Source organism: Tateyamaria sp. ANG-S1 (assembly GCF_000814025.1).
In the GTDB taxonomy this organism is placed as follows: Bacteria; Pseudomonadota; Alphaproteobacteria; order Rhodobacterales; family Rhodobacteraceae; genus Tateyamaria.
The window spans coordinates 107739-131049 of the sequence record NZ_JWLL01000004.1 but is presented as its reverse complement, the minus strand read 5'-3'; the positions used below and the strand labels follow the sequence as shown (position 1 = coordinate 131049).

Annotated in this window: 20 protein-coding genes; 13 read left to right on the top strand and 7 right to left on the bottom strand. The window is 61.6% G+C overall.

Annotation, left to right across the window (positions count from 1 at the left end; genetic code table 11):
- Positions 1-4 precede the first annotated feature (4 nt).
- The 3 genes from RA29_RS06790 to RA29_RS06780 form a co-directional block, all read right to left on the bottom strand.
- Positions 5-1363: a TRAP transporter large permease gene (locus RA29_RS06790; RefSeq protein ID WP_039684315.1), complete on the bottom strand. Its 1359-nt coding sequence runs from the start codon at positions 1361-1363 to the stop codon at positions 5-7.
- Positions 1360-2031 (bottom strand): TRAP transporter small permease subunit, encoded by a 672-nt coding sequence (locus RA29_RS06785; RefSeq protein WP_039684314.1) that lies wholly within the window; start codon positions 2029-2031, stop codon positions 1360-1362. The genes RA29_RS06790 and RA29_RS06785 overlap by 4 nt, the downstream gene beginning before the upstream one ends.
- A 147-nt stretch (positions 2032-2178) precedes the next feature.
- Positions 2179-3411 carry a TRAP transporter substrate-binding protein gene (locus RA29_RS06780; protein WP_039684539.1) on the bottom strand — a complete coding sequence of 411 codons (1233 nt, stop codon included), beginning with the start codon at positions 3409-3411 and terminating at the stop codon, positions 2179-2181.
- Positions 3412-3520: 109 nt separating this feature from the next.
- Here RA29_RS06780 and RA29_RS06775 point away from each other — a divergent pair, with 109 nt between their 5' ends.
- Entirely contained in the window at positions 3521-5116 is a 1596-nt protein-coding gene (locus RA29_RS06775; protein ID WP_039684312.1) for a choline dehydrogenase, read from the top strand.
- On the opposite strand, the gene RA29_RS06770 is transcribed toward RA29_RS06775, so the two are convergent.
- Positions 5113-6126 (bottom strand): LacI family transcriptional regulator, encoded by a 1014-nt coding sequence (locus tag RA29_RS06770; protein ID WP_039684310.1) that lies wholly within the window; start codon positions 6124-6126, stop codon positions 5113-5115. The genes RA29_RS06775 and RA29_RS06770 overlap by 4 nt on opposite strands.
- Before the next feature lie 272 nt (positions 6127-6398).
- On the opposite strand from RA29_RS06770, the gene RA29_RS06765 reads away from it, so the two are divergent.
- The 8 genes from RA29_RS06765 (at position 6399) to RA29_RS06730 (ending at position 15269) form a co-directional block, all read left to right on the top strand.
- Positions 6399-7745 carry an extracellular solute-binding protein gene (locus RA29_RS06765; protein ID WP_039684308.1) on the top strand — a complete coding sequence of 449 codons (1347 nt, stop codon included), beginning with the start codon at positions 6399-6401 and terminating at the stop codon, positions 7743-7745.
- 70 nt (positions 7746-7815) lie between these two features.
- On the top strand, positions 7816-9048 hold the full coding sequence (locus tag RA29_RS06760) for a sugar ABC transporter permease (protein ID WP_039684306.1): 1233 nt from the start codon (positions 7816-7818) through the stop codon (positions 9046-9048).
- 130 nt (positions 9049-9178) lie between these two features.
- Positions 9179-10393 (top strand): carbohydrate ABC transporter permease, encoded by a 1215-nt coding sequence (locus RA29_RS06755; RefSeq protein WP_039684304.1) that lies wholly within the window; start codon positions 9179-9181, stop codon positions 10391-10393.
- A gap of 8 nt (positions 10394-10401) precedes the next feature.
- Positions 10402-11655 (top strand): hypothetical protein, encoded by a 1254-nt coding sequence (locus tag RA29_RS06750; RefSeq protein ID WP_082029469.1) that lies wholly within the window; start codon positions 10402-10404, stop codon positions 11653-11655.
- Between the two features lie 4 nt (positions 11656-11659).
- Positions 11660-12712, top strand: a complete 1053-nt coding sequence (gene ugpC, locus RA29_RS06745; protein ID WP_039684302.1) for a sn-glycerol-3-phosphate ABC transporter ATP-binding protein UgpC — start codon at positions 11660-11662, stop codon at positions 12710-12712.
- Positions 12713-13104: 392 nt separating this feature from the next.
- On the top strand, positions 13105-14232 hold the full coding sequence (locus tag RA29_RS06740; protein WP_039684300.1) for a beta-ketoacyl-ACP synthase III: 1128 nt from the start codon (positions 13105-13107) through the stop codon (positions 14230-14232).
- A 216-nt stretch (positions 14233-14448) separates the two neighbouring features.
- Positions 14449-14706 (top strand): YjhX family toxin, encoded by a 258-nt coding sequence (locus RA29_RS06735; protein WP_039684298.1) that lies wholly within the window; start codon positions 14449-14451, stop codon positions 14704-14706.
- Between the two features lie 23 nt (positions 14707-14729).
- A complete protein-coding gene (locus RA29_RS06730; protein ID WP_039684296.1) occupies positions 14730-15269 on the top strand; it encodes an N-acetyltransferase in 540 nt (179 codons plus the stop codon).
- Between the two features lie 38 nt (positions 15270-15307).
- Here RA29_RS06730 and arsH read toward each other — a convergent pair whose 3' ends face one another.
- The gene (arsH, locus tag RA29_RS06725) at positions 15308-16021 is read right to left on the bottom strand and encodes an arsenical resistance protein ArsH (RefSeq protein ID WP_275041504.1); all 714 of its coding nucleotides are present in this window, start codon (positions 16019-16021) and stop codon (positions 15308-15310) included.
- Entirely contained in the window at positions 16014-16469 is a 456-nt protein-coding gene (locus RA29_RS06720; RefSeq protein ID WP_039684292.1) for a hypothetical protein, read from the bottom strand. The genes arsH and RA29_RS06720 overlap by 8 nt, the downstream gene beginning before the upstream one ends.
- A gap of 427 nt (positions 16470-16896) precedes the next feature.
- On the opposite strand from RA29_RS06720, the gene RA29_RS06715 reads away from it, so the two are divergent.
- Positions 16897-17478, top strand: a complete 582-nt coding sequence (locus RA29_RS06715; RefSeq protein ID WP_039684290.1) for a thymidine kinase — start codon at positions 16897-16899, stop codon at positions 17476-17478.
- A 6-nt stretch (positions 17479-17484) separates the two neighbouring features.
- Here the strand turns inward: RA29_RS06715 and RA29_RS06710 are convergent, their stop codons facing one another.
- Complete coding sequence (locus RA29_RS06710) at positions 17485-18804, bottom strand: aspartate aminotransferase family protein (protein WP_039684536.1); 1320 nt, start codon at positions 18802-18804, stop codon at positions 17485-17487.
- Positions 18805-19128: 324 nt separating this feature from the next.
- Between RA29_RS06710 and RA29_RS06705 the strand changes: the two genes are divergently transcribed.
- The 3 genes from RA29_RS06705 (at position 19129) to RA29_RS06695 (ending at position 23276) form a co-directional block, all read left to right on the top strand.
- The gene (locus RA29_RS06705; RefSeq protein WP_039684288.1) at positions 19129-20097 is read left to right on the top strand and encodes a TAXI family TRAP transporter solute-binding subunit; all 969 of its coding nucleotides are present in this window, start codon (positions 19129-19131) and stop codon (positions 20095-20097) included.
- A gap of 113 nt (positions 20098-20210) precedes the next feature.
- Positions 20211-22838 carry a TRAP transporter permease gene (locus RA29_RS06700; RefSeq protein WP_039684286.1) on the top strand — a complete coding sequence of 876 codons (2628 nt, stop codon included), beginning with the start codon at positions 20211-20213 and terminating at the stop codon, positions 22836-22838.
- Positions 22839-22850: 12 nt separating this feature from the next.
- Positions 22851-23276: a universal stress protein gene (locus tag RA29_RS06695; protein ID WP_039684284.1), complete on the top strand. Its 426-nt coding sequence runs from the start codon at positions 22851-22853 to the stop codon at positions 23274-23276.
- Positions 23277-23311 lie beyond the last annotated feature (35 nt).

Sequence of the window (23311 nt, the reverse complement as noted above, 5' to 3'; positions counted from 1 at the left end):
CGGCTTATCTTTCCGGCAGCAGGATCAGGGCGAGGTCAGGAACCAGCGACACCAGGATCCACACTGAAATCAGGGCAAACAGATAGGGCACCGTATAGCGCAACAGCTTGAAGTAGGGAACGCCTGTCACGCCTGACGCGACGTATAGGTTCAAGCCATAGGGCGGCGTGATGAAGCCGATGGAGGCCCCGACCAGGAAGATCACCGCAAAGTGGACCGGATCGACACCGATATTGGCCGCGATAGGCGCCAAGATCGGTGCAAGGATGATCGTCACCGGCAGCGATTCCAGCACCATGCCGAAGATGAACACGATGGCCATTGCGGTGAAGAGCACTGGATAGAACCCGCCCATCGACGTCACGAAGTTGCCGATGACCTCCTGCGCGCCCAAGAGCGACAGGATTTGCTGCATCACCACTGAAATCGCGATCAGCGGTGCGAGGATGCCCGTGATCTGAGCGGAACGCATCACGATGCCCGGGATTTGCGGAATGGTGAACCCTTCGACCACCAGCATGGAGACGGCGGATTTCTCAGACCAATCCTTGGTCTGGTCCATCTTGAGCGTCTTGGAAATCACCCAGCTGGCAAGGCCCGCGATGATCCCGAAGCCGACGGTCACGCCCGCCGCCTCGGTGGGCGAGAACTTGCCGGTGTAGATGCCCCAGAGCACGAGGCCGATGGCGAAGAAGCCAAGCCACGCACCGAGGCCCGTTTTGAAGACCCGGAAGGGCGACAGAGCGATCAGATAGCCCCAGCCGTTGCGCCAGCAGATGATGAAGCAGGCGAGCATCATGCCCAGAACCATGAGCGAGCCCGGGATGATACCGGCAACGAACAGGTCCGAGATCGGCAGGTTCATCAGGAAGCCGTAGACGATGAAGATGATCGACGGCGGGATGATGATGCCGACGGTGCCGCCCGCAGCCGCTGTGGCGGCAGAGAAGCGTTCGTCATAGCCGCCCTTGACCATTTCAGGGTGCAGCATCGAACCGATGGTGGCCGTGGTGGCCGAGTTCGAGCCGGAGATCGCAGCGAAAAGGCCGCACGCGCCGAGCGACGCCATGGCGAGGCCGCCCCTGATCCAGCCGAGGCAGGCATAGGCGAAGTCAGACAGACGCCGCGCGATGCCGGAGCGGTTGATCAGGTCACCCGTCAGGATGAAGAGCGGCATGGCCAGAAGCGCGAAGCCGTCGGTGAACACGTCCTGCAGGGCCGCGCCCATGTTCAGAAGTTGCAGGTCCAGCACGTAGGACATGCCGATGACCCAATAGGCGATGACGAGGAAGACGGGCACGCCCATCATGAAGAACAGGGTAACGCCGATGGAGATCAGCGTGATGAGGGTTGGATCGCTCATGCGTCACCTCCGATCACGGCGGCTTCGATCATCTCGTTACCGTTTTTGTATTTGTTGATGTCTTTTGCCAGGTTTTCGAACACGCGGGCTGTCAGCAGGATGAAGGCGATGGGCACGGTGCCCAGGAACCACCACTGCATAACATTGTCGGTGCCGAGCATGATGGCGAAGTTGGCGGCAGCGCGGACGGTCTCTTGCGAGGTGGTCACCACCACGATCCAGGCAAAGCAGAACCACAGGATCGCGTCGAGGATCAGAAGGGCAAACTGCACGGCGCGCGGCGCGCTGCGGCGGAATTCGGCAAAGGCGAGGTGCGTGCGCAGCTTGACGTTATAGCTGCACCCGACCCACGTCATGACGAGGAACAGGAAGGGCGGCAGGGTCGTGGACCACGCGGGCTGGCCGCTGAGGTAGAAGCGCTGGATCACGCCCGCGAAGATGATGTAGCCGATGGCGAGGTAGGCCACGACCATCACCGCCGGTTCGAGGTTGCGTTCAATGAACGGCACCGCGCGGTAGAGCAATGCGACCAAGACGCCGCCAATCAGCGTGGCGATAAAGCCCAGAGGCCACATCCCGGAATTGCCACGCAGGGCGGTTTGCAGCTCGAACGAGTCGGCCGTCATTAGGGCGGAGATAATCTCTCCCATGCCCGTGATCATGTCCATGATGCACCTCCCTCGTGCCTGGCAAAGCCGCTCCGACATCTCGCCCGTGTCAGGATACGGAAATCCACGCCAGCGTGAACCGGCATGGATGGTGCTTGGGCGGACTTGCGCCCAAGCGTTTGATTTTGTGAAAAATCCGGCTGCGGATTAGCCGCGCCACCAGCGACGGGGCTCGACGTTTTCGGCCAGGGTATGCGTGTTCTGACGCACGCTGTCGTAGATTTCCTGGTACGTGTCGATGCCACCGGCCCAGCCGTTGATCCGCTCGCGCCACTGCTCCCACAGTTGCGGTTGGAACTCGGGCGAGCACTGCTCTTCCGCTTTCTTGATCTCTGCATCGGACAGTGCGGCGACGCGCACGTTGTTCTTGGCAAAGATGGTGTCCGGACCCTGGTGCGGGTGCGAGAAACCAACGGTGTTGACCAGAGCGGCTTCGTTTGCGGCCTGGACGTGCACCTGTGTCAGATACGACGCTTCCATGACGGCATCCTGCAGCTCACCGCCGAGGTTGTCGAAGCTTTGGGCGTTCATCGCCGTGTGCTCGGTCCCGCAGAAGAAGCGCAGGTCCACACATTGGCTGACAACGGGCGACATGTTGGCGTAGGCCACGGCCGATGCCCATGTTTCGGCGCCGTCGATCAGGCCCTGCTTCAGACCGTCGAGCGTTTCTTCCCATGCAACGGGCACGGGGTTCAGGCCCAGAGCGTTCATGGCAATACGGCCAAGCTGCGTGCCCGTCACGCGGTTCTTCGTGCCGCGCAATACGTCGATGTTGTCGACCGTGGGCTTGTCTTCCCAAGCGAGACCCAGCTGGATCCCGCGCAATTCGGCGTGGGTGAAGAGGAACTTCAGGCCGTGACGCTTTTCGAACGGATCACGCAGGATGCGTTGGCTGTCCGGGCTGTACATGAAGTGGTACTGGTCGGCCCGGTTGCGGAACATGTAGGCGTAGTCGAGCACGTTCAGATAGGGCGCGCCACCGGCGGAGTTCTGGGTCGAGGCCGCGTAGATGTCGACGATCCCCTGCTGGGCTTTCTCCACGCAGGACAGCTGGCCGCAGATCTGGTTGTTCCCGATGAACTCGACACGAATCTCCCCGTCCGTGCGCTCTTCGAGGTCGCGGGCAAACTCAAGGCAGCCGGCACGCTCGATCAGCAGGTTCTGCTGGTTGAAGCCAGCCGCGCCGAACTTCAGCGTGTGCTTGGGCTCTTTCGAGAAGCGTTTCTCGTAGGTTGATTCCGCGGCTGCTGCCAGATTGGCAAGGCTCATCGCGCCACCAAAGCTGCCCGCTGCAAGCAGCGTGGAGCTCAGGCCATAGCGACCAGCCACACGGAAAAGATCGCGGCGCGAAATGCCCGCGAGGTTTTTCTCAAGTTTCATGCAATCCTCCCTGATACGCATTATTGAGACGTTTTATCTCAGAAAAGGCTAGCGCAGCTTAAACAATCTGCCTAGTCTTTTTTTCATCTTAAAGACGGGAGGGGTCATTTTGGAAGCCGATTATGTCATCGTGGGAGCCGGAAGTGCGGGCTGCGTGATCGCAAACCGGCTAAGTGCGGACCCAAATACCAAGGTTGTATTGCTTGAAGCGGGCGGCCGGGACTGGAATCCGTGGATTCACATTCCCGTGGGGTACTTCAAGACAATCCACAATCCGAATGTCGACTGGTGCTACAAGACCGAACCAGATCCGGGCCTGAATGGCCGGTCCATCGAGTGGCCGCGCGGCAAGGTGCTGGGCGGGTCGTCGTCGCTGAACGGGTTGCTCTATGTTCGCGGGCAACCGCAGGATTATGACCGCTGGGCACAGATGGGCAATCGCGGCTGGGCGTGGGACGATGTGCTGCCCCTGTTCAAGCGGTCCGAGAAGAATGAGCGCGGTGCGGATGAGTTTCATGGCGATCAGGGCAACCTGTCGGTGTCCAACATGCGCATCCAGCGCCCGATCACCGATGCGTGGGTCGCGGCGGCGCAGGCAGCGGGCTACAAGTTCAACCCCGATTACAACGGCGCCGATCAGGAAGGTGTTGGTTTCTTTCAATTAACCGCCCGCAATGGACGGCGCTGTTCGTCTGCCGTGGCGTTCCTGAACCCGGCCCGCAGCCGGGACAATCTGAACATCGTCACCCATGCCCAGGTCGAGAAGATCGAGCTGGAGGGCAAGAAGGTGACCGGTGTTTCCTACCGCGACAAGGCTGGTGCCTGGCAGACCGTAAAGGCCCGCAAGGAGGTGATCCTGTCGGGCGGTTCGATTAACTCGCCACAGCTTCTGATGCTGTCGGGGATCGGAGAGGCAGCGCAGCTTCAGGAACACGGCATTGATGTGGTCGCCGACCTGCCGGGTGTGGGTAAAAACCTGCAGGATCACCTGCAGGCGCGGCTGGTCTACAAGTGCAACGAACCGACCCTGAATGACGAGGTTTCGAGCCTGTTCGGGCAGGCCAAGATCGGCCTCAAATACATGATGTTCCGGGCCGGTCCGATGACCATGGCGGCAAGCCTTGCCACCGGGTTCATGAAGACGCGCGAAGAGCTTGAGACGCCGGACATTCAGTTCCATGTCCAGCCACTTTCGGCAGAAAACCCCGGCAAAGGTGCTGACCCGTTCTCGGCCTTCACCATGTCCGTGTGCCAGTTGCGCCCCGAATCAAAGGGCGAGATTCGTCTCGCCAGCAAGGACGGGCGCACCTATCCGAAGATCATCGCGAACTACCTGAGCACCGAAACCGATTGCCGGACGGTAGTGGATGGCGTGAATATTGCGCGGAAAATCGCGCGCCACGCGCCGCTGACATCGAAAATCTCGGAAGAGTATCGGCCCCATGCGGACCTTCCCATGGACGACTACGAAGCCACGCTGGACTGGGCACGCAACAACACCGCGTCGATCTATCACCCGACAGGCACCTGCAAGATGGGGTCGGACAAGAGCGCAGTGGTGGACGATCAGTTGCGGGTGCACGGCATCGAAGGCCTGCGCGTCGCGGACTGTTCAATCATGCCCGAGATCGTGAGCGGCAACACAAACGCCCCGGCGATCATGATTGGCGAGAAAGCGTCGGACCTGATTCGGGGCGTGGCCTAGCCGCTGCGCCAGAGCGGTTCTGGTTCGTGCAGGGTCTGCAACTGATCCACGGGCACGCCTGAGACGCGATCAATCAGCAGACGGGCCAATTCGCGGCCCGTCGCGACCAGATTTTCGGCCACGGTGTCGATCTGCGGATAGAGCGTGGGCAGAATCTGGGTCGTCTGGCGGCAAATCAGGTCGTAGTCGCGACCCAGCGCCTGCCCCTTGTCCGCCATCCCGCCCATCAGGGCGAGCGTCGCCAGTTCATTGTTGCTGATGATCGCATCGAACGGGTCGGCACGCTGCGCCAGTGATTGTCCAAAGGCGCGAGCCGTCTCGGTCGAGATCAGGATGCCGGTTTCGGTCGCCACCTCCCCCGTCATGCCGTGACGCGCAAGCGTGCGGTGAAAGCCACCGGTGATCTTGGCAAAGTTGGTGGTCGCGTCATCCTCGGCCACCAGCACGAACCGCTTGCGCCCGCGGGCAATCAGCCGTTCAACGGCCATCTCAACATACCGCTCGGCGTGAAAGTCGTGAAAGGCGTGGGCGGCATAGAACTCTGTCCGCCCGTGCGACACGAAAGGAAAGTCTGCGTCGATCAGCATCTGGACCCTTGGATCACGCGCGCTGGTGTGGGTCAGGATGATGCCGTCCGAAGTGCGGTTTTGCAGAACATAGCGCACCGATTCCTCGGGCGTGGCCCCTTGGAGATCGGGAATCACGTTCAGGTGATACTTGGTGCCTGACAAGTGCGCGCCGATCCCTTCGATCATCTGGCGGGTGTAGTCGATGGTGTTCTTGGCTGGTGACAGAACCAGCGTCAGGACATTGGTCTGCCCCGTGCGCAAGCGTACGCCCGCGCGGTTGGGCACATAGCCCACCTGCTCTGCCGCGCGCGCGATCTTGTCCCGCGTTTCCTTTTTCAACCGCGAACCATCGCGCAGGGACAGCGACACGGTCGACAGGCTGAGGCCGGTAATCTCGGCAATTGTCTTGAGCGTCGGCGGTTTGCGGGTCGGGTCGGCCATGGCCTGCCTTGGGAAATGGGGATTGGCTTTGTGTCACAACAGAACAGGCCGGGGGCCGTCGATCAACAACGAATCAAGTGTATCGTTGCAATTTTAAGCTCATGCGAATTGCCGCAATGCGGCAAAACAATGATTTTTATTCGGTTTTTCAAAAAGCACTGCAGCAAAGAATTTTATTGCATCGTTGCAATTATCTGCGACCATTTATGGCAGGTTCCGTTCGGGTGCCGCGCAGGTGGCCGGACCAAGGACGATCAAAGGGAGGACACCACATGACCGCAACCAAAGGTCTGATGACCGGCACGGCGATGGCCCTGGTGCTGGGCGCCGGCGCCGCGATGGCCGAGGACATCCGGTTCTGGACCACAGAAGAACAGCCCGAGCGGCTGGCCAAACAGCAGGAGATGGCGGCCCAATTCGAAGCGGCGACCGGCAATTCTGTCGAAGTGATTCCGGTCAGCGAGACAGAGCTTGGCACCCGGACGACCGCCGCCTTTGCCGCCGGTGATCTGCCCGACGTGATTTACCATTCGCTGCAATACGCCCTGCCCTGGGCCGAAGCGGGCATTCTGGACACTGAAGCGGCAACTGAGGTTGTCGATGGTCTGGGTCGCGACACATTTGCCGAGGGTCCGTTGTCGATGGCGGCTTATGATGGCGACATCGCCTCTGTTCCGGTCGATGGCTGGACGCAGATGGTGGTCTACCGTGCCGATCTGTTCGCAGAGAAGGGGCTGGAGCCGCCGAACACCTTTGCAAACGTACAGGCTGCACTTGAGGCGCTGCACAATCCGCCGGAGATGTATGGCTTTGTCGCCGCCACTAAGGTGGACGAGAATTTCATGTCCCAGGTGCTGGAGCACGTGTTCCTCGCCAATGGTGTGAGCCCGGTCGGTGACGGTGGGTTCCAGGAGCTGGATGTGGCTGCGACGACCGAGGTGCTAGAGTTCTACAAGTCGATCGCCGAGGCCTCGCCTCCCGGTGAACTCTACTGGAAGCAGTCGCGCGAGATTTACTTTGCGGGCGATGCGGCGATGATCATCTGGTCGCCGTTTATTCTGGACGAGTTGGCGGGTCTGCGGGACAGTGCCGCGCCCACCATCAACGATGACCCGACGACCAAGGAGCTGGCGGCAGCGACGGGTATCGTGACCAACTTTGCAGGGCCGTCGAACCCCGATGGCGCGGCTTGGGGCGATGTGCGGTACTTTGGGATCACAACCGATGCGGATACGGAAGTGGCGCAGGCCTTTGTCGAGTTTTCGATGAATGACGGCTACATGCAGACGCTGTCCATCGCGGCAGAGGGCAAGTTCCCTGTGCGCACAGGCACGGCGGATGAGCCGGGCAAGTTCTCGGCCACTTGGTCGGAGATCCCGGTGGGTGTGGACCGCAAGGCACCGATGAAGGATTTGTATGCCGCCGAGATGCTGGATGAGATCGTGGGTGGTTTGAAGGTTGCCCAGCGCTGGGGTGTCGAGGAAGGACAGTTGGCGCTGGCGTCGAAGATGATCAACAGCCAGGCGATCAACCGGATTGTGCGTCAGTACATTGACGGTGAAGTGGATGCCGCAGGTGCCGTGGCCGCGATGAACAGCGAGCTGTCGGCGATCAACTAGGCCCTGCGCGGTCATCGAGAGGGCGGGCTGCGCCTGCCCTCTCTCTTCCCCCGCAATCTCGAGACATCCCATGACGGTCCCTACCCCACCGACCACCCGTGGTGCGCTTGAGCGCCGCGAAGCACGGCTGGCCTGGTCACTGCTGCTGCCCACGATCACCATCGTGAGCCTGGTGATCATCCTGCCGCTGCTGGCGATCTTCTGGATCAGCTTCAAGCCTGTGGGCCTCGCTGATTTGCGCCCCGTGGCACCGGTAATCCGCGAGAGCCTGCGCGAGCGGTCAGGCGAGATAGTGATCGAATACCGGGTGCGCAATTCGTCCCAGCAGAAAGAAATTGTCGGGATGGGGTTCACCGACACGCTGCACGACGGTGTGACGCTGGGCACTTTGCCTGAGCCTTGTTCGGTGGACGGTAGGCTCTTGCGGTGCGCGTTTGGCGATGTGGAGGGCGGGTTCAACGAGCGTATTCGCATTCCGGTCACGCTGGACGGTGACCCCGATGTGCTGGAGGAGATTGTCGAGGGGACAGAGCCCGCGGGCTTCGGGTCAGGCGACAACATCCTGACCAATTCCGAGTTCACGCTCGATAATTTCGCCCGCATCTTTGACGGGGACGAGTTCTGGGCCGTGCTGTGGGCGACCACGTTCTACACGGTCTTCGGCACGATCGGGGCGCTGGTCGTGGGGCTGTTTGCGGCACTGCTGCTCAACAAGTCGTTTCGGGGCAAGGGCGTGTTGCGGGGGCTGTATCTGTTTCCCTATGTCTCGCCGATCATTGCGGTGGCCTTTACCTGGGTAACGCTGCTTGATCCGTTTTCCGGGTCATTGAACGCGCTGCTCATCCAGATGGGCGTGACCGACAGCCCGATTAACTTCTTCGGTCAGCGGCCGCTGGCCCTGATCATGGTCACGGTGTTCGAGATCTGGCGGTATTTCCCGCTGTCCTTCCTGTTCATCCTGGCCCGGATGCAGTCCATCGACACAGACATGTACGAAGCCGCCGATATGGATGGTGCGTCGCCCTTCCAGAAGTTCTGGTATCTGTCGCTGCCCATGCTGCTGGGCATCCTGTCGGTCCTTTTCCTGTTGCGCTTTATCTGGACGTTCAACAAGTTCGACGACATTTTCCTGCTGACGGGCGGCAATGCGGGCACGCGGACGCTGACCGTGAATGTGTATGAACAGGCCTTTGCCATTTCCAACATTGGGGCGGGGGCAGCTGCGGCGGTGGTGATCTTTGCCACGCTTCTGCTCTTCAGCTTTTTCTTCTTCAAATACATCAGCCAGGAGGAAGGGCTGTGATCGGAACCACAAAACAAGTTTGTGGCACGCCTGCGGCGGGCGGGGGAGCGCGCTGCGCGCGCAGGGGCTTTGCCCCTCGGCCTGCGGCCTCACCCCACCGTATTTTTCAAAGAGAAGAAGGGGGCATGGTGTGAACCTTCTGCGTCAAGGTGCCGTGACCGGGGCGGTGATCGGGTTGTTTTGGGCATTTGTCATGGCGATCACAGTATCCGTCACCCTGTCTTTCGCCTCGGGTCTTGGGTTTCGCCCCGGATCCCTTGGGTGTCTGATCCTTGGGATCGGTGGCGGGTTGGCGGCGATCTACGTACGCGACGCGCGACTGGTGATCGGTGGGTTTGTTCTGCTCTGTGTTGCGCTGATGTTCACGCCACTGTCGCCAATCCTGTTTGGTGAGGGCGTGCCGGTGTTGTGGCAGGTGATGGCGGCGCTGTCCTTTGGCGTGTTTACCATCTGGCCGCTGAAGGTCATGCTGGTCGAGGCGCATCCCGGTGCGCTGTCACGCCATGCGTTTGAAGACGCCGTCATCCGGTTTCTGACGGGCTTTGGCTACATCGTGTTCACCGCCGTTGTCCTGATCCCCTTCTACGTCATGGTGATGACCAGCCTGAAGTCGCAGCAGGCGCTTCTGCGCAATCCGTTGGACTTTTCGATTGAGCTGAGTCGCGGGTGGGACCTGTTTCGCAGCTATTCCGAGCTGTTCGGGCAGTTCAATTTCGGCAGCTACCTCTGGACCAGCTTCTACGTCTCGGTGCTGACCGTGCTGATCACGCTGCTGTTCTCGGTCCCCGGCGCCTATGCCGTAGCGCGCCTGCGGTTCCGGGGGCGGGCGGCGTTTTCGCGGTCGATCCTTCTGATCTACATGGTGCCGATGATTGTACTGGCGCTGCCTATCTACATCGCCTTTTCCATGACGGGCCTGCGCAACACCATTCCGGGTCTTCTGATGATCTACCCCGTCACCACGATCCCGGTCGCGCTCTATATGCTGCAGGGCTACTTCCGTGGTCTGCCGGGCGAGGTTGAGGAAGCCGGCCTCATGGACGGTCTGTCACGCCTGCAGGTAATCTGGAAGATCACCCTGCCCCTGTCTCTGCCCGCGATGGTGTCGGTGTCACTTTACGTCTTCATGATCGCCTGGAACGAGTTCCTGCTCGCCTTCATGCTGCTGGACGATCCGTCGAAATTCACGCTGACCCGCGGGGTCGCGATGCTCAACTCCTCTGAAATTCCGCGCCAGCACCTGATGGCGGGTGCCGTGATCGCGACGATTCCGATCATGGCCCTGTTCCTCGGGCTGGAGCGGTTCATGACGAAAGGGCTGACCGCCGGGTCGGTGAAAGGATGATGCGAGACATGACTTCCGCAGACATGCGCGATGATGAGGCGCGTGCGATCCTGCAGCGCAATGATCGGGGTGGATACACCATCCCGACTTCGGGACTTTATCCCTACCAGTGGAATTGGGACAGCGCCTTTGCCGCCGTGGGCTTTGCCGAGTTCGACATCGACCGCGCGTGGGCCGAGATTGAGACGCTGTTTTCAGGTCAATGGCACAATGGGATGGTGCCGCACATCCTATTTCACGTTCCAGATGACGGGTATTTTCCGAACCATGATGTCTGGCAGGGCACCGGGCCGATCCCGTCCTCGGGGATCAGCCAGCCCCCTGTGGCCGCGACCATGGCGCGGATGGTTTTGGACAAGGAGCCCGAGGCCGGGCATGCGCGGGTGGCGGCGCTGTTTCCCAAGATGGTCGCCTGGCACCGCTGGTTCATGGACTGGCGGCTGGACCAAGGGGCTGTCTGCATCACCCACCCATGGGAGGCGGGCCGCGACAATGCCCCCGACTGGGACGCGGCCATGGCCGCGATCATGCCAGAAGGTGTGGGGGATTACACCCGTCGCGACACCGCACATGTGGACAGTTCGATGCGGCCGACAAAGTATGATTATGACCGCTACATTTGGCTGGTCCAGCGCGGGGCACAGCTGAAATGGGACGAGGCGGCGATGCTGCAGGATACGCCATTCCGCGTGGCCGATCCGACCATGACCTTTATCCTGCTGCGCGCAACCCGCGATCTGATCGCCCTTGGCCAGATGCTGGGGGAGGACGTGGCCGAGATGAAGGCGTGGGTGGCGACGCTGGAAGCGGGTGCGCAGACCCTGTGGAACCCGATCCTGGGCTGCTTTGACAGCCGTGATGTCGTAGGCGGCAGTTGGGCCGGGTCCGTCTCGAACGCCTCCTTCCTGTGCTGGTATGCCGGTATTGACGCCCCTGACATGCACACGCGGCTGGCCGAGGTGCGCGCCCTGACCAAGTATGGCGTACCCTCGCTCAGCCCGGATGATCATCGCTTTGACGGCAAGCGCTACTGGCGCGGGCCGGTCTGGGGCATGATGAACATGATGATCGGGATGGGATTGTCCGAGATGGGCCTGCCCCAGGGAGAGGACCTGCGCCGCAGCACAGCCGACCTGATCGCAGAGCACGGGTTTGCCGAATATTTCGATCCAAGAGACGGCTCGCCGGCTGGTGGCGGCACCTTTACCTGGACGGCTGCCGTGTGGCTGGCTTGGGCCTCTCCCTCACGTCAAGGAGCCTGAAGAGATGGGTGCGATTACTCTGAATGCCGTCGAGAAATGGTATGGCGAGGTGCAGGTCATCAAGGGCGTGGACCTTGCCATCAACGATGGCGAGTTCATCGTGTTCGTGGGACCGTCAGGCTGCGGCAAGTCCACGCTGTTGCGCATGATCGGTGGGCTGGAGGACATCAGCCGCGGGTCGCTGGATATTGACGGGCAGGACGTGACCGACCAGCCGCCCAGCAAACGCGGGTTATCGATGGTGTTCCAGTCCTATGCGCTCTACCCCCACATGTCGGTGCGCGACAATATGGGGTTTTCGCTGAAGACAGCGGGCGCACCGAAGGCCGAGATTGTCGAGAAGGTGGACGCTGCCGCTGCGACCCTGAAACTGGACCAGTATCTGGATCGTCGCCCCAAGGACCTTTCGGGCGGCCAGCGCCAGCGCGTGGCCATTGGCCGGTCCATCGTGCGGGACCCCACGGCGTTCCTCTTTGACGAGCCGCTGTCGAATCTGGACGCCGCACTGCGGGTCGAGATGCGGTACGAGATTTCCAAGCTGCACCAGGCGCTGTCAGCCACCATGATCTACGTGACCCACGACCAGGTCGAAGCGATGACCCTAGCCGACCGGATCGTGGTGCTGGATGCGGGCCGGATCATTCAGGTTGGCACGCCGCGCGAGCTTTACAACCATCCCGGCAACGTTTTCGTGGCGCAATTCATCGGCAGCCCGAAGATGAACGTCTTTGGCTGTTCGACCCTCAACGGCAGCTACACCGTACCCGGCGGGCGGGGTGGGCCCTTCACCTTGAGCAGCGACGCCACGCAGATGGGTATCCGACCAGAGCACATCACGGTTGGCGCGGCGGGGACGGGGCAGTGTGACGGGACGGTCGATGTGATCGAGTATCTGGGGGCCGACACGTTTGTGCTGCTCGATTGCGGGGCTGCTGGCCAGATCAACGTGCGGGTTTCGGGGGATGCGGATTTGACAGTCGGCGATACGGTTGGCCTCAGCTTTGACGCAGAGCGCACGCATTTCTTTGACGCGGACGGCAATACAATCAAAGGCTAGTCCTCCTGCGGTAAACCAGATCTGCATGTTTTGAGGAACGATGAAATACGGGCGCGTCACCTGAGACTTCATTTTTCCCCAAATATGCACCATTGATCCTGTGCAAATGGCTCCACGGTGGACTGACACCCAATCCGTCGTCCCACTCGACATCGAACTTTGTGACAACAGCGCTTAACTGATCTTCCGTCAGCCCCTGCGCGCGCATTCCGCGCGTCATCAGGGCAAGCCAGGAGTGGCAAACAGTCGATCAAAACGACGAAATTTCGACATGTCTCGCTTTGTTACAGGCTTGAAACCTTGGCATTTACCCCACGGCGCCCCCCCTTGCGGACCCATGCGCGCGCCCTGTAGGTTCGCGCAAACATCGACAAGCCTGAAAGGGGCGCGCCGTGGCTTTCACTCCAGCGATCACCGGCACGGGCGTGTTCACGCCAGAGCAATCCATTTCCAATGCCGAACTGGTCGAGGCGTTCAATGCCTATGCCGACCTCTACAATGCCGAACATGCCGATGCGATTGCGGCTGGTGAGGTAACGGCGAAGGAGCATTCGTCGGAAGAGTTCATCGTCAAAGCCTCCGGCATCGAACGGCGCTATGTCATGGATAAGTCGGGCGTGCTGGACCCCAAGGTCATGCACCCCCTGCTCCGCCAGCGCAGCGATGATGAGCCGTCGATCATGGCCGAAATGGCCGTGAATGCGGCCAAGACAGCGCTGGAGCACGCGGGCAAGACGGCGGCGGATGTGGATGCGGTGATCTGTGCGGCATCGAACCTCGAACGTGCCTACCCGGCGGTCGCCATCGAAATCCAGGAACTCTTGGGCATTGAGGGCTTCGCTTTCGACATGAACGTAGCCTGTTCCTCAGCCACCTTCGGCATCCAGGCGGCGGCGGACATGGTCCGCTCTGGCTCCATCCGCTCGGCCCTCGTCGTGAACCCGGAGATTTGCTCGGCCCACCTCGAATGGCGCGACAGGGACTGTCACTTCATCTTTGGCGATGTGGCCACCGCCACCCTGATCGAACGGGTCGAAGACGCCAAGGGAGCATATTTCGAGATCAAGTCGACCCGCTGCGGCACCGCATTTTCCAACAACATCCGCAACAACAACGGCTATCTGCGCCGCTCCCGCCCCGACGGCATGAAAGACCGCCGCGATATGCAGTTCATGCAGAACGGGCGCAAGGTGTTCAAGGAAGTGCTGCCCATGGTCAGCAAGCACATCTCTGACCACATGGGAGATGAAGGCGTCGAGGCCACCGACTTGAAAAGGCTCTGGCTGCACCAAGCCAACAAGACCATGAACGATTTCATCGGGAAAAAGGTGCTGGGCCGCACGCCAGAACCGGGCGAGCAACCCAACATCCTGCAGGACTACGCCAACACATCCTCCGCCGGGTCGATCATCGCGTTTTCCAAGTATTCCGATGATTTGAAGGACGGTGACAAGGGCATCATCTGTTCCTTTGGTGCCGGCTATTCCGTCGGATCGGTGTTGGTCGAAAGACACGGCTGACCCGCGTTCGCGCGCCCACCACTTGCTCGCTGCGCGTGCGCAGCATAGATGACATGCAGCACAAGGCACATGCCTGCTGCATCGGAGATTTTATGTCAGAGCCCCGGGGCTAACACGTTCCCTGCACCACGGCATCGGGAACACGTCACTCAAAGGACACTCACGCGACCGCTGAGTGATCCCTTTTTGTTGCCCCTATGACATCAAGGCACTCCGTTGAATATATCAAAACACGAACAACGTGTTTTGCACGAACTCGCCCTGGGTGGAGCCATCCACTACGTGCGCGGCGAGAACGGCAAGATACGTGACATCACCTGCTACACCCGCAACGGCCACGTCCTGTCGGACTGCACGATGGCGGTTTTCACACGTCTCAAGAAGCGGCGTTTCATCCACTCCCGGAACGGGCGACCTTACCGGGCGTCTCACGCCGGGATCAAGGCCGTGCGCGCCGAATTGAACCAGCGATGACGCGGCATAGAAAGGAACATAGTATGGATTTCACAACCCAGCACAGCGGTCACGAGGCCGAAATCATTGCACTGTTCACAGACACCTTCACCGCGTCCGAGGGCGCGGCGGAGGGACAGCTGATCGGAAAGCTGGCTGCGGACATGTTCGCGACAGTGGACAGTCGCGACATGATCGTGGTGTGTGGGCGGGATGGTGAGGACCTGATCGGGTCCATCATCTTCACCCGCATGACCTATGCCGAGGATGATCGCACCGTCTTTATCCTGTCACCCGTGGCCGTGGCGCCGGACCACCAGCGCAAGGGCGTTGGTCAAAGCCTGTTGCGCCACGGGCTGGGCGTGCTGCGCGAAACGGGCGTTGACGTGGTGCTGACCTATGGCGACCCGACCTACTATTCCAAGGTCGGGTTCGAACAGATCACGGAACAGACGGCGCAAGCACCCGCGCCCCTGTCCTACCCTCACGGATGGCTGGGGCAATCGCTGATAGGCAAAGCTCTGGAACCGCTCAAAGGGCCGGGGCGCTGCGTCGCGGCCCTGAGCGATCCGTCCTATTGGTGAGCAAAGAGAACCGCAGATCCCGGAGACGGGGTCTGCGCCTAGACTTTCTTGAGTGAGACGCGCTTATGCACGTCCTCAACGCTTTCCACGCGCTCGGAATAGCGATCGACAAGGTAGTCCTTCCGCCCGCGCACCATCCACGTGAATTTCACCAGCTCTTCCACTACATCCACGACGCGGCGGTAGAACGGGCCCTCGGGCAGCCGACCGTCCTGAAACTCCAGCCACGCCTTGGCAATGCTCGACTGGTTCGGGATCGTGACCATCCGCATCCAACGCCCCAGAATGCGCATCTGGTTGACGGCGTTGAAGCTTTGCGAGCCACCGGACACCTGCATGACGGCCAGCGTCTTGCCCTGCGTGGGCCGGATGCCGCCCTTGAGCGACAGGGGCAGCCAGTCAATCTGTGTCTTCATCAGGCCGGTCATGGCGCCGTGGCGTTCGGGGCTGGACCAGACCATGCCCTCCGCCCAGGTGGCCAACTCGCGCAGCTCAACCACTTTTGGATGGTCCGCATCGGCGTCATCCACCAACGGTAGGCCGGAAGGGTCGTACATCCGCGTCTCGCATCCCAGATGGCGCAGGATACGCGCGCTCTCTTCCGCAGCAAGGCGGGAATAGCTGACGTCGCGCAGTGAACCATAGAGCAACAGGATGCGCGGAGGGTGGCCGGGATCGTCAGGTGCTTTCAGCGCCTCCACATCGATCTGCGGCAGCGCTTCGATCACTAGGGCGGGCAGGTCCTCAGCCACTTTCGTCTTCCAGATGCAGCTTCATGTCGATGAGCACCTGTTGGAGCAATGTCGTCTCTTTCAACAGACGCTTGGCCTCGTTCACGGTGATCACACCGTCTTCGATGGATTGCTGATACTCGGTCATCAGCATGGCAAAGCGCTGGCTCAACGCGATGACATCGGAATTTACCCCACCCGAGCGCTCGTTGTTCGGACGCCGGTCATCATGGCTGAGGGTGATGCCCTGCAACTCGGCCAGCGCACTGGTCACATGCGGATAGCTCGCCGCTTCTTCCAGAGCGATGACCGCGTCGATGGGCATGAAGCGATCGGCATGTTCGGGGTTGTCCGAATAGTAGCGGCCCAGCGTCGCCTTGGACTTGCCGGTCAGCGCACAGGCGGGTTCGATCCCCACATCCTTGACCAGCGACTCGGTATGCTTTTTCAGATAGCTGCTCACACTCATTCACCACCCCCGGTTGCGCAGGCCCGCGCCCCATACATGCGGGGAAACGGGTCTGTCTTTTCCCATTAATCACCTACCCCGCAAATGTCATTTTTAAAAGCGTCCCAACGGTTTTCGGGACGTAACAAGTGCCCGGTGGCCCCAACCACCGGGTCCGGGTGGGGTCCGCTGCATCCTCTGTCCCGTGGGGGCGACAGGCCGGGTGACCGGCAGCAGGGGCGGCGGATCCGTCGGAGGTTTTGAGTACCGGGGCAGGCACCATCCCCAGGCCGGGCGCGCAAGCACCCACCGCCTGCCCCCCGTTCACCAAGTGCCGAAGCGGTGCGAAGGCAGACAAGCGACGCGGGCGACAAGACCACGCGCGCGCCTTCGCACCCGCCCGGCAATCGCGCTTGCCCCCCGTTCCAGCCCGCACTAATCACGCGCCATGGCCAAGCTCTACTTTCACTATTCCACCATGAACGCGGGCAAATCGACCGTGCTGTTGCAGGCGGCGCACAACTACCGTGAACGGGGCATGGTGCCATACCTGCTGACCGCCTCCTTCGACGACCGGGCGGGCCACGGACGCATCGCCTCGCGCATCGGCATCGGTGCAGACGCCGACACGTTCACGGCACGCGACGACCTGCTGGCCAAGATCATCGACCGCCAGGCAGAGGGCGAAATCGTCTGCGTGTTCGTGGACGAAGCGCAGTTCCTGACCGAAGAACAAGTCTGGCAACTTGCTCGCGTCGTTGATGACCTGCAGGTGCCGGTCATGTGCTACGGCCTGCGGGTGGATTTCCGGGGCAAGCTCTTTCCCGGCTCCGCCACGCTCCTGGCCCTCGCCGACGAGATGCGCGAAGTGCGCACCATCTGCCATTGCGGACGCAAGGCGACGATGGTCATCCGGCAGGATGCCGACGGCAACGCCATCACCGATGGCGCACAAGTGCAGATTGGGGGCAACGAAACCTATGTTTCGCTCTGCCGCAAGCATTGGCGTGAAACCGTGGGCGACCTCTAGCAGCGCCTAGGACAGAACGCGCCGCACTGCTGCATCCAGCCGGTCAGCCAGCAGTTCCACATCGCTCTCTTTCAGAATGAACGGCGGTGCCAGCAGCACGTGATCGCCGCGCGTGCCATCGACGGTCCCGCCCATGGGGTAGCAGATCAGCCCCTCCTCCAGCGCCGCCGCCTTGAGCCGCGCATGCACCTTCGCCGACGGATCAAACGGGTCTTTCGTCTCGCGCGACTGCACCAGTTCGATGGCACGAAACAGACCCACACCGCGAATATCGCCCACATGGGGGTGCTGCCCGAACCGGTCGGTCAGGGCCTGATGCAGCGAATCACCCAGCGGCGTCACGCGGCCCAAAACATCATCATCCAGCAACCGCTCAACCACGGCCAGCGCCGCCGCACAGGCGACAGGATGGCCAAGATAGGTATGCCCGTGCTGGAAAAAACCGGACCCGTCCCGGATCGTGTCGTGGATATGCGCACTGCACAGCATCGCACCGATGGGCTGATACCCTGCCCCCAGCCCCTTGGCGATGGCACAGATGTCGGGCGATACCCCATGCTGCTCACACGCAAACAGCGTGCCCGTCCGGCCCATCCCGCACATCACCTCGTCAAAGATCAGCAAGATACCGTGGCGATCACAGAGCGCGCGGACCTTGGCGAAATAGTCGCCGACAGCGGGCACTGCCCCCAGGGTCGCGCCCACCACCGGCTCGGCGACAAAGGCCATGACCTTGTCCGGGCCCACGGCCTGCACCTCGTCCTCCAACTCGCCGATCAGGCGGTCGACATATTGCGTCTCTGTCTCGCCCTCCGCCTGCCCGCGATAGGCATAGCAGGGCGACACATGGCTCACCTTCATCAACAAGGGATCAAAGGGCGCGCGCCGCGCCGCATTGCCGCCCGTGGCCAGCGCCCCCAGCGTATTGCCATGATAGCTTTGCCGACGCGCAATCACATGCGACCGCTCCGGCTGTCCCACCTCAATGAAATACTGTCGCGCCAGCTTCAGCGCCGCCTCCATCGCCTCGGACCCGCCGGACACGAAGTATACCCGGTCCAGCCCCTCGGGCGCCGCTGCCACCAAACGATCTGCCAATTGCTCGGCAGGGGCGGATGTAAAGTACCCGGTATGGGCAAAAGCCACCTCATCCAACTGCGCCTTGATCGCCGCGGTCACATGAGCGTCGCCATGGCCCAGGCAGGACACAGCCGCGTCCCCGCAATTGAGATAGGATTTGCCCGCCGCGTCAAAGAGGTATGGGCCAGCGCCGCGCGACACCATCGGTGGCGGTGCCTTGGAGTTTCGGGGAAAAACGTGGCTCATATGCAAGGTTCCGAAGCTGCCGCCCACGGCCCCGTCCAAACGAACGGCACGCCGTCCGGACCGCGCCCAATCTATGCGCACAGGATGTCTCGAAACAGGCAGGCTGAAAAGCCCAATACCGGTCCGCACGCCCTACATTTATAGGCGTATTGCGCACCGCACAGTTGTTTTGCCGCAGATCATGGCCCGGCCGAGCCCTCAGTGCGCCCACGAATTCATTGTCGCAAAGGTTGACCTTACGGCGTCTATCCGCAGGGTAGAGAGATCAGCCGTGCGCCATGCTTCGGCGCGCAACACGGCCAAACATAAGGGAGACAATTGATAATGTTTGCGAAACTTAAACTGGGGGCCGCCGTCGTCGCCGGCGCATTGATGACCGCGCCCGTCGCCATGGCGCAGGAGTTTATCTCGATCGGCACCGGCGGCGTGACCGGCGTCTACTACCCCACGGGCGGCGCGATCTGCCGTCTGGTGAACCGGGACCGGAAAGAACACGGCATCCGCTGCGCCGTGGAATCGACCGGCGGCTCCGTCTACAACATCAACACGATCAAGGCGGGTGAGCTTGAGTTTGGCGTGGCCCAGTCCGACTGGCAGCACCATGCGTTCAACGGCACATCCAAGTTCGAAGGAGACGCGGCCTTCCCTGACATCCGCGCCGTGATGTCGGTCCACCCTGAACCCTTCACGCTTGTCGTGCGCGGTGACAGCGGCATCGACAGCTTCGAAGGGCTGAAGGGTAAGCGCGTCAACGTGGGCAACGCAGGCTCCGGCCAGCGCGCCACGATGGAAGTGGTGATGGACGCCTTTGGCATGAGCATGGACGACTTCGCGCTCGCGACCGAGTTCAAAGGCTCCGAGATGGCCAAGGAGATCTGCGACGGCAATATCGACGCGATGATCTACACCATCGGTCACCCGGCTGCTGCGATCAAGGAAGCCTCGACAACATGCGACGTGAAACTGGTGAGCGTGACCGGCGCGCCCATCGACCAACTGGTCGCCGACAACCCGTTCTACCGCGTGGCGACCATTCCGGGCGGCATGTATGCGGGCACCGACGCAGAGACGACCACGTTCGGTGTGGGCGCAACCTTCGTCACCTCGGCCAGCGTGCCCGAGGACGTGGTCTATGTCGTGGCCAAGGCCGTGATGGAGAACATCGACGACTTCAAGGGCCTGCACCCGGCCTTTGCCAACCTTGATCCGGCCGAAATGGTCAAGGACGGCCTGTCGGCACCGCTGCACCCCGGTGCAGAGAAAGCCTACAAAGAACTGGGCCTGATGAACTAAGTTCACGCCCCGAGACGCCCGGAGCCACCGCTTCGGGCGTTTCACATTTCAAGGACCATAGCCAGCAGACGGGCGCATAACGCCCGCAAAGTGCCTGCACGGGGGACATTTCCATGACCGATCAGAACACAGTGACGCAATCCGCCGATGACCTCGTGGCCGAGGCCGACACCGGCGCGCGCAACCCCTCTGCCGCCTGGCAGGCCAAGCTGATCATCGGCACCTGCATCGCCTGGTCCATCTTCCAACTCTACATCGCATCCCGCGTGCCGGGCATCCTCGCGCAAGCCACCGGCATGGGCATCTTCGCCAACATCGTGGCCCAGGCCCGCTTCGTGCACCTGGCCTTTGCCATCATGCTGGCCACGCTCGCCTTTCCGCTGTTCAAATCCTCCCCCCGCGACCGCATCCCGCTTTATGACTGGGTGCTAATCGTCCTGGGCGTCAGTTCCTGCCTCTACCTCGTCGTCTTCCGGTTCGAGATCGCGGACCGCCCCGGCCTCTGGAGCCCCACCGACATCACCATGTCGTCCATCGGCATGATTGTCCTGATGATCGCCGTCTACCGCTCGCTCGGCCTGCCTCTGGTGATCATCGCCTCGGCTTTCGTCGCCTTCGCCTTCTTCGGCGGCTATTCCGAATGGGCACGCGAGATCACGAATTACGGCGGCGCGTCCCTCTCCAAAGCGCTCGGCCACTACTGGATGCAGACCGAAGGGGTGTTCGGCGTCGCGCTCGGCGTCTCCACCTCCATGATTTTCCTCTTCGTCCTCTTCGGCGCGCTCCTCGACCGTGCTGGCGGCGGGTCGTGGTTCATCAAGGTCGCCATTGCTCTCCTCGGCGCCCTGCGCGGCGGCCCGGCCAAAGCGTCGGTGCTGTCCTCCATGCTCACCGGGATGATCTCGGGCTCGTCCATCTCGAACACGGTGACCACCGGCACCTTCACCATACCCCTGATGAAGCGCATCGGCTTCCCGGCAGAGAAAGCCGGCGCGGTCGAGGTGGCGTCGTCCACCAACGGCCAGCTTACCCCGCCGGTCATGGGCGCCGCCGCCTTCCTCATGGTGGAATACGTCAACATCCCCTATATCGACGTGGTCAAACACGCCTTCCTGCCCGCGGTCATCTCCTACATCGCGCTCCTCTACATCGTGCACCTCGAAGCGCTGAAAATGCAGATGCAGGGGCTGAAGAAAGCGGGCCGGCATATCGGCCCGGTCCTCATCCTCATCCTGTTCCTGTCGGGCTTCATCTTCCTCGGGGCCTGCACCTTCCTGATGATCGGGCTGCGCAGCGTGCTCGATAATTTCATGACGGAAAGCGTCTACGGCGCCGTCGCCATCGTCGCCGTCCTCTACCTCGTGCTGGTCTACTTCGCCTCGCGCTACCCGGACGTGGCGATGGACGACCCCGACGGCCCGCTCGAAGCGCCAAGGCTCACGCCCACGTTGCTCGGCGGTGCGTACTTCTCGCTCCCGATCTTCATCCTCGTCTGGAACCTGATGGTGCGCACCGACAGCCTCGACCGGCTGTCGCCGTCGCTCTCAGCCTTCTGGGCCACGGTCTTCATGATCATCGTGGCGCTCACCCACCGCCCGCTCAAGGCGATGTTCCGGGGCGAGGCGTTCAGCACCGCGACCGTCGCAGGCTGGCGCGACTTCATCGAGGGGCTGATCCTCGGCGCGCGCAACATGATCGGCATCGGCGTCGCCACAGGGGCCGCGGGCATCATCGTCGGCACCATCAGCCTGACGGGGGCACACCAGGTCATCGGCCAAGTGGTCGAGGTCATCGCGGGCGGCAACATCTGGATCCTGCTGATCCTCGTCGCGGTCATGTCACTGATCCTCGGCATGGGCCTGCCCACGACAGCCAACTACATCGTGGTGTCCTCGCTCATGGCCCCCGTGATCATCAGCGTCGGCGCTTCCGCGGGCTACATCTTCCCGCTCATCGCCGTGCACCTCTTTGTCTTCTACTTCGGCATCCTCGCCGATGACACGCCGCCCGTGGGCCTTGCCGCATACGCCGCAGCAGCGATCAGTCGCGGCGACCCGATCAAGACCGGGGTGCAGGGCTTTGCCTACGACATCCGAACAGCGCTTTTGCCCTTCCTCTTCATCTTCAACACGGACCTGCTGCTGATTGATGTGGGCTTTGCCAAGGCGATCCTCGTCTTCTTCATATCGCTCATCGCCATGCTGCTCTTCGCGGCCGCGACCCAAGGCTACTTCATCGCCAAAAGCAAAAGCTGGGAAACGGTCGTGCTGTTGGTCATCGCCTTCATGCTGTTCCGGCCCGATTACCTGCTCGATCAGGTGAGCGAGAAGTACCAGACAGCCTCGGGCCCCGCAGCCCTCGAACTCATGGCCAGTGCAGAAACGGATCGCGAGGTGCGCGTGGTCGTGGAGGGGCCGGACTTCGACACCGGCCAACTCAGGCCCACCACCATCACCCTCCCCGCGATCAGCGGCGATGCAGAAGCCGCGCTTGACGCGCAGGGCCTCACCATCCTGCCCGATGGCGATGTGATTGCGATGGACGAACCCTTCCCAGGCACACCCTTCTTCGAAAGCCTCGGCAACGAATATGACTTCTACGGCGACAGCCCCGTGCAGATCATGCAGGTGCAAATCGAAAACGAACGGATGCCGAAAGAGCTGTTCTTCATCCCCGCCCTTCTGCTGCTGGGCGGTCTGGTCCTGATCCAGCGCCGCCGCGCCACCCAACCCGCGTTCTAAGGAAGACCGACCATGTTCAAAACGCTCCTCCTTGCCGTTGACGTCAACGCACCTGCCGGTGCCGCCCGCAGCGCCGAAGCGGCCTTCTCCATGGCTCGGGCCGAAGGGGCCACGCTGCACCTGCTGAACGTCGTGCCGGACACCGGCATGGCCATTGTCGGTGCCTCCATGGCCGCGGACAGCATGAAAAACGCACTGGTGGCGGCGCAGTCCGAGCTAGAGGGATGGGCCAAGACCAATGTGCCAAATGATATAACCTACAAGGTCCACGTGGCCGAAGGCACAGTCTATGACCAGATCATCCGCACAGCCCAGACATTGGACATTGACGCGATCATCGTCGGCGCACATCGGCCGGAGTTGAAGGACTACCTGATTGGCCCCAACGCCGCCCGCGTCGCACGCCACGCGACGCAATCGGTCTTTGTGGTGCGTTAGGCATCCCGCTCAACACACGCATCACGCGGCAAAGG

What these genes read in the sequence shown, in the direction of transcription:
- RA29_RS06750 (WP_082029469.1), top strand. Translation starts at nt 10,402, where the DNA reads ATGACTTCCGCAGACATGCGCGATGATGAGGCGCGTGCGATCCTGCAG.
- ugpC (WP_039684302.1), top strand. Translation starts at nt 11,660, where the DNA reads ATGGGTGCGATTACTCTGAATGCCGTCGAGAAATGGTATGGCGAGGTG.
- RA29_RS06730 (WP_039684296.1), top strand. Translation starts at nt 14,730, where the DNA reads ATGGATTTCACAACCCAGCACAGCGGTCACGAGGCCGAAATCATTGCA.
- RA29_RS06710 (WP_039684536.1), bottom strand. Translation starts at nt 18,804, where the DNA reads ATGAGCCACGTTTTTCCCCGAAACTCCAAGGCACCGCCACCGATGGTG.
- RA29_RS06785 (WP_039684314.1), bottom strand. Translation starts at nt 2,031, where the DNA reads ATGGACATGATCACGGGCATGGGAGAGATTATCTCCGCCCTAATGACG.
- RA29_RS06770 (WP_039684310.1), bottom strand. Translation starts at nt 6,126, where the DNA reads ATGGCCGACCCGACCCGCAAACCGCCGACGCTCAAGACAATTGCCGAG.
- RA29_RS06790 (WP_039684315.1), bottom strand. Translation starts at nt 1,363, where the DNA reads ATGAGCGATCCAACCCTCATCACGCTGATCTCCATCGGCGTTACCCTG.
- RA29_RS06715 (WP_039684290.1), top strand. Translation starts at nt 16,897, where the DNA reads ATGGCCAAGCTCTACTTTCACTATTCCACCATGAACGCGGGCAAATCG.
- RA29_RS06780 (WP_039684539.1), bottom strand. Translation starts at nt 3,411, where the DNA reads ATGAAACTTGAGAAAAACCTCGCGGGCATTTCGCGCCGCGATCTTTTC.
- RA29_RS06720 (WP_039684292.1), bottom strand. Translation starts at nt 16,469, where the DNA reads ATGAGTGTGAGCAGCTATCTGAAAAAGCATACCGAGTCGCTGGTCAAG.
- RA29_RS06705 (WP_039684288.1), top strand. Translation starts at nt 19,129, where the DNA reads ATGTTTGCGAAACTTAAACTGGGGGCCGCCGTCGTCGCCGGCGCATTG.
- RA29_RS06760 (WP_039684306.1), top strand. Translation starts at nt 7,816, where the DNA reads ATGACGGTCCCTACCCCACCGACCACCCGTGGTGCGCTTGAGCGCCGC.
- RA29_RS06765 (WP_039684308.1), top strand. Translation starts at nt 6,399, where the DNA reads ATGACCGCAACCAAAGGTCTGATGACCGGCACGGCGATGGCCCTGGTG.
- RA29_RS06695 (WP_039684284.1), top strand. Translation starts at nt 22,851, where the DNA reads ATGTTCAAAACGCTCCTCCTTGCCGTTGACGTCAACGCACCTGCCGGT.
- RA29_RS06700 (WP_039684286.1), top strand. Translation starts at nt 20,211, where the DNA reads ATGACCGATCAGAACACAGTGACGCAATCCGCCGATGACCTCGTGGCC.